This is a genomic window from Sphingobacterium alkalisoli, assembly GCF_005049105.1.
Taxonomy (GTDB): domain Bacteria; phylum Bacteroidota; class Bacteroidia; order Sphingobacteriales; family Sphingobacteriaceae; genus Sphingobacterium; species Sphingobacterium alkalisoli.
The window spans coordinates 370,433-382,729 of record NZ_SUKA01000003.1; the positions used below are offsets into that span (position 1 = coordinate 370,433).

General features: G+C 39.3%; 12 protein-coding genes. 5 read left to right on the forward strand and 7 right to left on the reverse strand.

What is annotated here, in order from left to right; all coding sequences use genetic code 11:
* Positions 1–110: 110 nt before the first annotated feature.
* Positions 111–740, reverse strand: a complete 630-nt coding sequence (locus FAZ19_RS11290) for a hypothetical protein (protein ID WP_136820827.1) — start codon at positions 738–740, stop codon at positions 111–113.
* A gap of 4 nt (positions 741–744) precedes the next feature.
* Positions 745–1,392: an LA_2272 family surface repeat-containing protein gene (locus FAZ19_RS11295; RefSeq protein ID WP_136820828.1), complete on the reverse strand. Its 648-nt coding sequence runs from the start codon at positions 1,390–1,392 to the stop codon at positions 745–747.
* A 107-nt stretch (positions 1,393–1,499) separates the two neighbouring features.
* On the opposite strand from FAZ19_RS11295, the gene FAZ19_RS11300 reads away from it, so the two are divergent.
* The 3 genes from FAZ19_RS11300 to FAZ19_RS11310 all read left to right on the forward strand — a co-directional run bounded on the left by FAZ19_RS11300 (position 1,500) and on the right by FAZ19_RS11310 (position 3,750).
* Positions 1,500–2,456, forward strand: coding sequence for a helix-turn-helix domain-containing protein (locus tag FAZ19_RS11300; RefSeq protein WP_136820829.1), 957 nt, complete (start codon positions 1,500–1,502; stop codon positions 2,454–2,456).
* Between the two features lie 192 nt (positions 2,457–2,648).
* On the forward strand, positions 2,649–3,077 hold the full coding sequence (locus FAZ19_RS11305; RefSeq protein ID WP_136820830.1) for a nuclear transport factor 2 family protein: 429 nt from the start codon (positions 2,649–2,651) through the stop codon (positions 3,075–3,077).
* Positions 3,078–3,294: 217 nt separating this feature from the next.
* A complete protein-coding gene (locus tag FAZ19_RS11310; protein ID WP_136820831.1) occupies positions 3,295–3,750 on the forward strand; it encodes a copper resistance protein NlpE in 456 nt (151 codons plus the stop codon).
* Between the two features lie 13 nt (positions 3,751–3,763).
* Here the strand turns inward: FAZ19_RS11310 and FAZ19_RS11315 are convergent, their stop codons facing one another.
* From FAZ19_RS11315 to FAZ19_RS11325, 3 genes are all read right to left on the reverse strand, one after another.
* On the reverse strand, positions 3,764–4,876 hold the full coding sequence (locus FAZ19_RS11315; RefSeq protein WP_136820832.1) for a Gfo/Idh/MocA family protein: 1,113 nt from the start codon (positions 4,874–4,876) through the stop codon (positions 3,764–3,766).
* A 5-nt stretch (positions 4,877–4,881) separates the two neighbouring features.
* The gene (locus FAZ19_RS11320) at positions 4,882–5,316 is read right to left on the reverse strand and encodes a c-type cytochrome (RefSeq protein ID WP_136820833.1); all 435 of its coding nucleotides are present in this window, start codon (positions 5,314–5,316) and stop codon (positions 4,882–4,884) included.
* A 93-nt stretch (positions 5,317–5,409) separates the two neighbouring features.
* The gene (locus tag FAZ19_RS11325) at positions 5,410–6,429 is read right to left on the reverse strand and encodes a helix-turn-helix transcriptional regulator (RefSeq protein ID WP_136820834.1); all 1,020 of its coding nucleotides are present in this window, start codon (positions 6,427–6,429) and stop codon (positions 5,410–5,412) included.
* Positions 6,430–6,802: 373 nt separating this feature from the next.
* Here FAZ19_RS11325 and FAZ19_RS11330 point away from each other — a divergent pair, with 373 nt between their 5' ends.
* The gene (locus FAZ19_RS11330; RefSeq protein ID WP_136820835.1) at positions 6,803–8,224 is read left to right on the forward strand and encodes an RtcB family protein; all 1,422 of its coding nucleotides are present in this window, start codon (positions 6,803–6,805) and stop codon (positions 8,222–8,224) included.
* 53 nt (positions 8,225–8,277) lie between these two features.
* Here FAZ19_RS11330 and FAZ19_RS11335 read toward each other — a convergent pair whose 3' ends face one another.
* Both FAZ19_RS11335 and FAZ19_RS11340 read right to left on the reverse strand, forming a co-directional pair.
* On the reverse strand, positions 8,278–9,744 hold the full coding sequence (locus FAZ19_RS11335) for a magnesium chelatase (RefSeq protein ID WP_136820836.1): 1,467 nt from the start codon (positions 9,742–9,744) through the stop codon (positions 8,278–8,280).
* 26 nt (positions 9,745–9,770) lie between these two features.
* A complete protein-coding gene (locus FAZ19_RS11340) occupies positions 9,771–10,892 on the reverse strand; it encodes a vWA domain-containing protein (protein ID WP_136820837.1) in 1,122 nt (373 codons plus the stop codon).
* Positions 10,893–11,473: 581 nt separating this feature from the next.
* Here FAZ19_RS11340 and murQ point away from each other — a divergent pair.
* On the forward strand, positions 11,474–12,289 hold the full coding sequence (gene murQ, locus FAZ19_RS11345; protein WP_136820838.1) for an N-acetylmuramic acid 6-phosphate etherase: 816 nt from the start codon (positions 11,474–11,476) through the stop codon (positions 12,287–12,289).
* Positions 12,290–12,297 lie beyond the last annotated feature (8 nt).

Below are 12,297 nucleotides of genomic sequence, written 5' to 3' on the forward strand. Positions count from 1 at the left end.
TAAATAATAGTAAAAGCGAAGGGTTGCAGGAATTTTTAAATATTCCGAATAACTTCTTACTGTATATGTTAAATCGATAACCGTGATGATCATTGATTCCTCCGCCTTTTTTATTGTCTGTAAAATAATCCGACTGTTACGCTGTGTGCTCCAAATCTATTGTCTATGATATCGCTAAAGGCTTCATAGGGTGCATAGTTGTATCGAGCTTGCAATCCAAAATCCTGAATTTGAAGCTGCAAGCCCTGTGCAACATGGATGGTGCTAAATGGTTTGATAAAAACGGGTTTATCTTCTTTATCTTTTTTTGACTTTGACCAAGTTTCATATTCCGCCCGAGCTCTCACATCATCAAATAAATACATTCCATAACCTAAAACGGAAGACCAAATAAGATCAATATTTTTCGCTTTGTTTAACGTGTATTTTTTATCTAATCGAAATCCGATGACACCAGAAAACGACTTTGTTTCGGTCTCGTACTCGTCTTTTATGTACTGAAATGTGGTTTTTTTTGGAAAATTGAAACTAAATCCACAAGCCCAAATACTTTTTTCAGCATAAGGTTGTCTTAGCCATAAGCCAATATTTGGAGCGATATTCATAGTGTTTTTTAGATTTCCTACAGGAATAGTTGCCCCAGCTTCGATTTCGACATATTGAAATGTACTATCTCTTACTTGTGCAGACAAATTGATTGAGGTGATAGATAACCCGAGTATAAAGAATAATATTTTCATGACATTAGAAGTTTATAAATGGTAGTGTTCTTTTTCCATTCGAGTTGATAAAGCCTAACTGTAAACCTTTAAGTGTTTTGGACCTATTGAATAAGCCAATCTGTATTCCTTTTAAGTGCAGTGATTTATTGATAACACCTATCTGCACACCAGTCATATATTCGTGTCTGTTGTAAAGAGCCACATTGAGACCTTGACTATATTTTCCGGCATTAACAAAAGCGGAAATATGTGTACCTACAGACTTCTCTGTTAAGTTAAATGCTGGGTGTATACCCAGACCAGTTGATTTATTTGCTATGTTGTATAACGCTACACTAAGTCCATTGTGTTCAACATCTCCCATGTATCCGCCAATCGCGAGGTTAAGACCATTGGAAACTACCTTCGTTTTTTCATCTTGAGGGTAATCGTACACTCTTCCGTGCATAACAGCAAGCACTGTAATTAACGGAGAAAAAACCATTACATCCAGGTTTACTCCGTTGATTGTTTGGACATGATCCGGTTCTTGAAAATGCCCTATTCCTACCACTAAGCCATTTACTTTTTGAATGTTTTTGGTCATTGGTGATAAACTGAATATTCTTGTTTCTTGGGCTTGTGTGGCGACAATTATAAGCGACATCAAGCAAATTATTAATGTTTTCATATTATTTGAGTTTGATTAGATCAAAGATATTGTGATATTCACATTTTTTAACGGCGGTTTTTGCATAAATAATTTTCTATATTTGTGATAATCACAAAAAAACAACGATGTATCAAGAAAAACTAATACAGGCAATCCAAAGACGGATAGGTTCACAAGATTCGTTAATTGAACGCATCTCATCGGCACTAGACATCAGTTATGATGCTGCGCATCGTCGCATTTCGAAGAAGAGTAAATTTTCGATCGAAGAAACTATTCGTCTGGCGCAGGTATTTGGAATTTCATTAGACGCCATGCTTCAAAACAACGAACATGTATTGGTGCGCAAGACAAAAGAGATACGCTCAGCAACGGATCTATCAAACTACCTTGGGAGTTCTTTTCAAGCATTGATGGAATACCGTGTGGATGAGCATACTTCGGTATATTACTCGGCTAAAGATATTCCCTTATTTTATACCATCGGACACAATTTGCTTTCAAAGTTCAAACTGTTTGTCTGGCTTAATCTTTTGGATTTTGGGAAAGAAGAGGATAGCTTTGAGGATTTTAATTATCAGGCACCTTTAGTAGATAATAACGAAAAGTTACTGAATTTCTACTCGTCTGTAAAGGTTCACGAGATTTGGAATGACACAACAATCAACAGTACACTACAACAGATTTTGTATTTCTTTCAATCCGGATTGATACAGCTAGATAATGCTGTTGCTTTATGTGATCATTTAGTAGACTTAATCAAATCATTAGAAAAAAAATGCACACCAAAAAATGAATATTTTAAAATGTATTATCATGAATTGTTGATCTTAAATAATAATGTACTGATTTCCGATAGACAGCAAAAATCATTTTTTGTACCCTATACGATGTTGGGATATTTTATTACAAAAGATAATGATACCTGTCAAAATGCATTGGAATTCTATCAGCATCAATTAAAGAACTCTATATTGTTAAATACGGCAGGAACACGGGATAAAAATATATTCTTTAACAAAATGTATCAAAAGATAGATTTTTATAAAAAGCAAATCAAATCTTTTGCGGAGTTGGAATAGACTCTCTCTCACATAAAGCGAAGTGAAAATGTTAGATAACCTATAACACAGATTTTTCACCGACTCCTTTTCTGCATTCACCGAATATTTCCGTCTGCTGGTCTAATCGCTATTCCTTAGTGTCGACTTCTACCCTACTTTTGAATCATACAATACGACATAACAACACCAAAACAGAAAAAACTAAAGAAAATGAAAACAACTATCATCTCAACGATCGCAACAGCTCTAATCTTATTTGCTTCTTCTATGGCATTTGGCACTGACAAAAACAGTCCTACAAAGAGCATGAATGCCATGCGCACCATCGCTATGTATTTAGACGCTACAGCGCTAGGAAATGCACAGTTTAACGAAAAACTGTTTGCTAAAGATTTCGAATATTATAGTACGGCTAATCATAGCAAGCATAGCAAAAAAAATTACACAAAATTCTTGAAAGAAAACCAGGGAATGCAATACGACTGCAAAACGACTTACGAAATACTGGATGAAAGTGGTAACTCTTGCATCGCGAAAGCGACGATGGAGTTCGAGAGCTTCACTCGAATAGACCACATTACTCTTTGCCATACAAAAGATGGCTGGCAGGTAAGCAAAGTGGTAACGACATACCCCTAAAACTGGGTATTTTTGTTTCGATGTAAGGCCTGCAGGAGTGCAGGCCTTTTTTGTATAAAATCGAGCCTATCGACTCTTACCGCAATAAGAGCAAGATAGATATCGGACTTAACATGGTTCCAAAAATTCCAACGGATGGTGAAAAAGTAGAAATCAGGAAATGGTGGAAAGCGGATCGTAAATAATTTTTGTAAATTTGTAACACTAAGAAATAAAAATGAAAAAGATAATACTCCTTTCGACTTTTTTTGCAATTGCCTTAGTAGGTTGTAATAATAGTCCACAACACCATGGGGAACAGGTCAATTCCAACGATACGGTAGCAACACAACAGTTCAAAGATGAGCATACAGCTCAGAATTCCCTGGATTGGATCGGAACTTATGAAGGTACGTTGCCTTGCGCCGATTGCGAAGGCATCAAAACCACGATTGTTCTGAATGAAGACTATACATTCTCATCAAGAGAGGAGTATCTGAAATCTCCTAACCTTTTGGTCGAGGTAAATGGCAATTTCGTTTGGGATAGTTCTGGATTTAAAGTTTCTTTAAAAGACAATAAAGATTACAGTCGCTCATTCAAAGTAGTCGAAAATGCTATTCTTCATTTGGATACCGAAGGCCATGAAATCTCAGGCGCATTATCGGAACAGTATAGACTCATCAAGAAATAGTGAAGCATTCATTCTAAAAGCTGAAATTTACCGTTTTCCCTATTCTTGCGCTTTCTCGTGCAGCATCTAAGATCTCAATAACAATCAAATTATTTTCTAGTGAAGAGAGGTCTTCAGGCGATACTTTTATTGTTTTATTAATGGCGGCCGAAAAGTAACTAAAAGGATCTCTAAACGAGATGAAATCTGAAGAAAGCTGTGTATTCGTTTCACCTTTTTGATCTCTTAAACGGTAGGATATCCTGTTTCCATCCAGTGCCTTTATGTATCCGTTTGTTCCGTACGCTTCCATATCCTTGCGCCCAAATGGCCAGTTCCATGAGCCCTGAATAATTGCTTGCGCCTTTGGATATTTTACAACAATAGTCGCTTCGTCATCAACGTTTGGATAAATTTCAGGCTTGATTTGATTTAAGGTGGCCGAAACGGAAAGTGGACGTTCATTTTTCATGAGCCATGTCATGAGATTGGCACCGTAGCAACCGAAATCAACAACAGCACCACCTCCATTTTGCACTGGATCAGTAAGCCAATCGAGAAACTCTTGATTACAACCTATTTCTTTCGGTCCCTCATGTCCGTCACAGATAACAACTTTACGCAGCTCGCCGATAGCGTTGTCATTTTCCACCATTTTATATAGTTCTTGATTGCTTGGATACCAAGTGGTCTCATAATTGGTCAATAGCATGATGTTATGGTCTTTTGCTAATGTTACCATTTCGTTAGCGTGGCTCATATTCACTGCAAGTGGTTTTTCGACCATCACATGAATACCTTTGGGTGCACAGGCCTTAACTGTACTCAAATGCTGATAAATGGAATTGAAAGCCATCACCCCTTCCGGTTTTGTCTTTTCGATCATCTCCTCAACAGAATCATACACAATATTCATACTAAACCCATATTGTGTAGCCATCCGTCGGGCTAAATCTTTATTCGGTTCTGCTATGCCTACAATCTGAATTGCTGCATTGTGTTTCCCAAAATTCTGTAGTGCACCATGTACATGGGCATGTGTAAGTCCGTCGATGCCAATAGGCGTCTGCTTCGATTGTGCATAAGTCGTTAAGAGTAATAAATAACCCAATGCAGTTAGCAATGACTTTTTGAAGGTGATTTTCATATCTTCTATTCCTTAATAGCTTCTACCATTTTAGCAGTAACCGCTTTTCCTTTTGAACTATTTCCCCATGAATTTTTAATGTAATTTACCACGTCAGCAATTTCCTGATTACTCAAATTTGCAGAAGGCATCATGTTATCATATACTTCGTTGTTCACCGTTATCTCCCCTTCCAGTCCAAATTTAATAGCATGAATTGTTTTCTTCGTATTATCGAGATAATCTGCTTTTGCTAAAGGAGGAAAGAGGCCTACAATACCCTCTCCTTTAACCATATGGCAACCGATGCACGACGCTTTGTAGATAATACTGCCACGGACTATGCTCTTAGGCAGAGGTTTATCCTGAGCGAAAAGAAACTGAGTTGAAAACGCGCAGATATAAATTAAGATAGCTAGAGATATTCTTAAATCTGATGTACCTAATTCCTTATATTTCATTTACTATTTTGATTTATTTATGATTTTCATCCATTAAAATGAGGCTTATCTTGTCTAGATGTAGGTCATTGTACACCGTTAAATTCACTATTATCATTCAGCAAGATACTGTTGTAACATATTGTACGATCGTCGCTTGATTCTGTCGCGAAGTATCCTTGGTGCTAACACTTTGATACATTCACCAAAACCGAGTATTTCTCTTTCCAATTCGAAGTTGATGACTACATCCAGACGTATCAAAATACTCCCATCTTCCTCTTCTTTTAAAATCTGTTGCGAAGAATGTATAGGCTTCGTAATCACGTAGGGCGCATTATAACTATCTACCTGTAGAATGATACGATGGCCCCTATCTCTTTCGGATTTCGTTACCCCAATGGTATCTGCGTAATACCGTTCAAAATCTACTCCCTCATAGGCTACATACCCCGATTTCGCCATTTCATCTATTTCTACAATCCGATCAAGTGCTAATGTTATGAGCGTCTTCCCTTTTTTCGGCTTGCAGATTACAAACCACCTATTACGGTATTCTTTTAGTAGATAAGCAAAGTACACAGCCTCCTGCTCCGTCTTGGATTTGAATGATTTATAAGTAATCAATAAAGGTATCTGTTCTCTAATAGCTTTATGGATAGGTGTTATCCAGTTCAATCCTTTCAGAAGCTTATTGCTTTCCATTTGTATATATGAAGGAGATATGTCTTCCTGCTTAGATAGGTTATTTTCTAATCTGGCGATAATATCACTCATTTCTTCAAAATAGGCAAAACCATTCAAATGTTTTAAGATATCCACGGCATCTTTCATTTTGGATAAATCGCTATCTGATAAGGGAGTATTACTAATCGAATAATTCGGATCCTCGTATGTATAAAATTTTCGTTTTATCACCACAATCGGTGCGTTATATCCCAATTTATTACTACGCATCAATTGAATATCGCCTTGTATCGTTCTTGTACTTACACCGCTATGAATACCCTCCAGTTCGTAGAGACCTTCTGACACCTTCCCTATTAGGTCGTCCAACGTCCATTTACGATGCTTTTGCCGAAGGCAGTTGTCAATAATTTTGTAGCGGATAAGAGCAAGTTTGTTGATGGCCATGATTAATTACAGCGAATTTCCTACAGGATAAAGATAGCTTTTATATTTTACTACGCAATATATTTGCGCAATAGGCTTGAAAAGAAACTATATCCCTATTTTTTTAAAACTTTATTACACTGAATATCAAATTATTAAAAAAAATAGGTGATTTTCCACCATTTTTTATGGAATCACGCAAAAAAGCTGCGTAGTACACTTCGCACCTTTGTAATGTCAGGTATGACAATCGTTCTTGGGATGAAAACCAGCGAAAAGCGTTGAAACAAATATTTATCAAATAGGAACTAAACAAAGAGGCGCAAGGGGCAACGTAAAGAGGTTGTTGCTCCTTGCTTAGGAAGTGGTTAGAAAACTTTAATAACTTTAAAAAATGGAAAATAAAAGAATTAATGGCAATGATCTGATTGCCCTAGGATATAAAGAAAATCACGCAATGGGTGTTGCATTGAAAATCAACAAAAAAAGATTAGGCTTTAGCAGGGAGCAAATGCTAGAAAATTTCAAAAATGTGCTCGAAGATCCGGCATCGTATACTGAGGATGCTATTTTTAGGCCTCTCGCCGAAATATTGTTGAAGATGGATACGATTGAAGCAGAGACCATTCCACTAAACGACGCACCAGCAGCTTACATGATCTTTGGCGAAGAACATATCGAAGAAGGTGCAACGAAGCAAATGAATGTAGCTATGAAATTGCCGGTAGCGGTAGCTGGTGCTTTGATGCCAGATGCACACCAAGGGTATGGTTTGCCAATCGGTGGTGTGTTGGCAACAAAAAATGCGGTTATTCCTTACGGTGTGGGTGTGGATATTGGTTGCCGAATGGCATTGTCTATATTTGATATGCCTGCGTCTTACCTTGATGAGCATAAAGAAAAACTTAAAGAGATACTCCTAAAAAGCACGCGATTTGGCGCAGGTAATGGGTATTTGAGGCACGAAAGAATAGATCACGCGGTTTTGGACAATACGTTGTTTGAGTCGGACAGCTTTATCCGATCATTGAAAGACAAAGCATGGTCGCAACTAGGATCCTCAGGAGGAGGAAACCACTTTGTAGAATTTGGTGTGATGGAAGTAGCCAAAGCCGATGAACTATTAGGTCTGGCGAAAGGCAAATACCTCGCTTTACTTACACACTCGGGATCGCGGGGATTAGGCGCTACCATTGCTGGGCACTACACAAAATTGGCCAAAGAAATCTGCAAATTACCTTACGAAGCACAAAACCTAGCCTACTTGGACTTAAGTAAGGCTGAAGGACAGGCTTACTGGTTAGCCATGAATTTGGCGGGTGACTATGCTTCGGCTTGCCATGAAGTCATTCATGCTAAAATACGATCGACATTAGGTGCTGAACTATTAGTTAAAGTAGAAAACCATCATAATTTCGCGTGGAAGGAACTACTTAATGATGAAGAAGTAATCGTTCATCGCAAGGGGGCCACTCCTGCCGGGAAGGGGGTGCTGGGAATCATACCTGGCTCGATGGCGACACCAGGATTCTTGGTTCGGGGGAAAGGTGAAAAACGTGCTATCCACTCCGCTTCGCACGGTGCCGGGCGATTGATGAGCCGCACACAAGCCATAAAAACCCTTTCTGCTACAGAACTGAAGACCATACTAGAAGTGAATGGCATTACGCTGCTCGGAGCAGGAATGGACGAAGCACCGATGGCTTATAAGGATATTCATACGGTCATGGCTGCACAAACCGATCTGGTAGATGTTGTAGCCACGTTTCTACCCAAAATTGTACGTATGGCGGATGACGGATCGAGAGAGGATTAAAATCCCATACCAAGGTGTATGGGATTTTTATTTGTAGCTTAACCCGACGGCTTCTATATATTACTTCTCAGGTATCCCTGAAAGTTATCCTGAAACTCTAGTCCGTTATCCAACCTGTATTTACTCAATTTATTGTTTAAGGTTAATCCCCACAACACAAACTCGCTGAGAAAATAAACATCTTCTTTTTTTGTATCTGGCTGATACTTCTGTATTACCCTAACGATGGGATCTACTTGCTCCAATGTATGCTGATAGTCTACATCATTGAGTTCATCTGGTAGTTGAATACCGTCTGAATTTAAGAACCATCGCACAATTTCGTCGTAAGGATATTGCTCGTTTTCCTTTTCCAGTTTTTCAATTTTAGGAAATAAGGTTGGGAACAATGTCTTCACCGCACTTTCTATCAGCTGTATAGCTACAGCGGCAGCGCCTTCCTGCTCACCTTCATACACCAACTCTACTTTTCCCGTAATAGCCGGAACGATCCCCATAAAATCACTCAACCGCACCGCTGTAGCCGTATCTCCATTTCTCAGCATGCGCAGTTCGGCAGTACTGAGCAAATTTTGAAATGCCGTAATCCCCATTCGCGCACTGACACCACTTTTTACATCGATGTATTCGCTATTCCGTGCTTCAAAACTAATCTGTTCCAATATATCCCGTGCCAATTCGGGAACATAGATTTGCTCCTTTTGAACAGCTTCCAAGCCCGCTTCCTGCTCGGTTATCGCTTTGGCTACTGTCACAGTAGCGGGATAATGTGTTAGAATCTGAGAACCTATGCGGTCTTTCAAAGGTGTTACAATACTTCCTCTATTCGTGTAGTCTTCGGGGTTGGCTGTAAAGACAAACTGTAGATCTAAAGGTAATCGCAACTTAAATCCACGGATTTGTATATCGCCTTCCTGCAGTATATTAAAGAGTGCCACTTGAATTCTAGCTTGCAAATCGGGTAACTCGTTGATCACGAATATCGACCGGTTGGCCCGCGGGATCATCCCGAAATGGATCACGCGATCATCTGCATAGCTCAGCCTCAAATTCGCCGCTTTTATAGGGTCTACGTCGCCGATCAGATCGGCAACCGTTACATCCGGTGTAGCTAATTTCTCGGAGAACCGCTCGCTCCGGTGAAGCCAGCTGATTGGTGTGCTGTCACCTTTTTCTTTCATTAACTCGACGGCATAACGGGAAATAGGTTTATACGGATCGTCGTTAATTTCAGAACCTTCGACTGTCGGGACATATTCATCCAATAAATTCACCATTAACCTGGCCAATCGTGTTTTTGCCTGGCCACGAAGTCCCAAGAAATTGATGTTATGCTTGGAGAGGATAGCTCTTTCTAATTCCGGAATCACCGTATCCTCATAGCCGTGCACGCCTTCAAAAACAGTTTCGCCACTGCGTATTTTCTCAATCAGATTCTTACGCAGTTCCTCTTTTATGCCTTTGGGCATATATCCTGCACTTTTCAACTCTCCAAAAGTCTTAATCGTCGTATAATTCATGTATTGTAGTTGTTTAAATCAATAGTTTATCGTATTCTCTTTTTACGATTGTCCTCGTAATCTTCAAAGATCATTTCACCTAAGTTACCCAATCCCGTATAGTAAGCCTTGCCGCGGTTCGAAGCTGTAAATTCATCGACAAACTCCTGAAGATATGGATCGGAAGTGATCATAAAGGTGGTGATCGGTATCCCTAGCTTTCGGGCTTGCGCAGCGATACTGTAGCATTTACTAGTAATGATAGGATCCAACCCATTAGGATTCTTATAGTATGTGCCATCTGGCATATTCAAACAGCTTGGTTTGCCATCCGTAATCATAAATATTTGCTTGTTTGCATGGCGTTTACGTCTGAGTATATCCAAAGCCAGCTGTACGCCTGCGACGGTATTGGTGTGAAATGGTCCCACTTGCAGGTAAGGTAGATCTTTGATCGCTATAGACCAAGCATCGTTACCAAATACAATGACATCCAGTGAATCTTTGGGATAGCGCGTGAGGATCAGTTCTGACAACGCCATAGCCACTTTCTTGGCTGGTGTGATGCGGTCTTCGCCGTACAAGATCATGCTATGGCTGATATCAATCATCAATACGGTGCTCATCTGCGACTTAAATTGGGTATCTTCCACGACTAAATCATTTTCCGATAAGCTAAAATCACCTATCCCATGGTTGACCTGTGCATTCTTTAAACTCTCTGTAATGGAAATTTTGTCCAGATTATCGCCATATTGATAGCTTCTAAAATCTCCCGTATTCTCATCACTTTGGCCACTGTATTTGGTTTTGTGATTGCCCGATTTACCTTTACGCATCTTTCCGAATATCTGCTCCAACGCATTTTGCCGCAGCGCCTTCTCCATCTTCGAGCTGAGCCCCGCTCCCCCATTTCCATCCAAATCCGGACGCTCGACGATATAACCTTTATTTTTTAAATCTTCTATAAAGTCGTCCACAGTATATTCGGGGGTAGTTAACTTAAACTCTTTGTCCAACTGCCGTAACCAATCGACAGCTTCATCAAAGTCACCGGCAGTATGGGTGATGAGTTCCATGAAAATTTCAAACAACTTATCAAAAGGTGCCTGAAAGGACTCTTCATACTGTTTAAAGACAAATCCTCTATTTCTCTCCGCATTTTTCATCTAATCTATACTTTATTTAAGGGTGATGAGAGCTCGATCTCAATTTCTTACGCTAAATTTACGATATAATAATCGCTTTTTTGGCTCGAAATATCACAATAATATCATTATCGTAGGCTTAAGTGGTCGGTTGGAAATTCCGAACAACCAAATATTGTCCCCATTTTTTAACCCACATAATATCCGGACTGATTATGCGTTATATAAGTAATTTCATAATTTAGGTTAATAATTGGTTTGGTAAGATCCCGTTGCTCCCCGCTACGGGATCTTACATTTTTAACGAACCTAACTTTGCTGTCTTAATTTTGCATTACCAATCGTTACGGGTAATTTTGAGTACGACCGTTCAAAAAGAAAAAAATGAAATGAACATCCGGAAACTGAAAAACTTAGGCTTGAAGATCATACGGCTCATTTTTAATTTCCTGGTAGAACCTCTCACCCAGGGTGATAAGCTACTAACTACGAATCTAGTCGACAACAAATTATAAAGATTGTTGTAAGTAGTGAGCAAAATTTATTTCGAAACGGAGTAAGTAGTTAGCTTGAAATAGGTGTCTTTAGATTTAAACAGGCATATGATATTACATACCGAACAAGAATCTGCTTACAGCAATCTAGATTTACTATCTACAGAAGATATATTGAAAGCAATTAATCAAGAAGATCAGACTGTCGCAATAGCCGTCGCAAATTGCATTACGGCTATACATAGTCTTGTTGACAATCTTGTGTATAAGTTAGCACGAGGTGGACGATTATTTTATGTCGGAGCGGGTACTAGTGGTCGACTAGGAATTTTAGATGCCTCCGAATGTCCGCCGACCTTTGGCGTGGACAGCGAAATAATACAGGGTATCATTGCAGGCGGAGACCAAGCAATACGCAACGCCGTTGAAAATGCCGAAGATGACATGGACGACGGTTGGAAAACCTTAACACATTTACAGATAAATTCTAATGACTTTCTGATCGGTATATCGGCATCAGGCACCACACCGTATGTATTGAGTACATTGAAATACGCACGAGAAAATGGTATATTAACGGGCTGTATTGTTTGTAATGCCAACTCACCTATTGCAAAAGTATCGTCCTATCCTATAGCAATCCATACTGGTGCTGAATTTCTGACCGGTTCGACACGTATGAAAGCGGGGACTGCACAGAAGATGGTATTGAATATGATAAGCACTGCGGCTATGATCCGCATGGGCAAAGTGCTGGGAAATAAAATGGTCGACATGCAATTAAGCAACGATAAGCTTAGAAATAGGGCCGTGCGTATTCTAGTAGAAGAAGCTGGCTGTACTAGCGTAAAAGCACGACAATTAATCGAAAAACACCAAAAGATTAGATTGGCAATGGAAGAACTTAAAAGCGAAGTTAAATAAGAACGGTG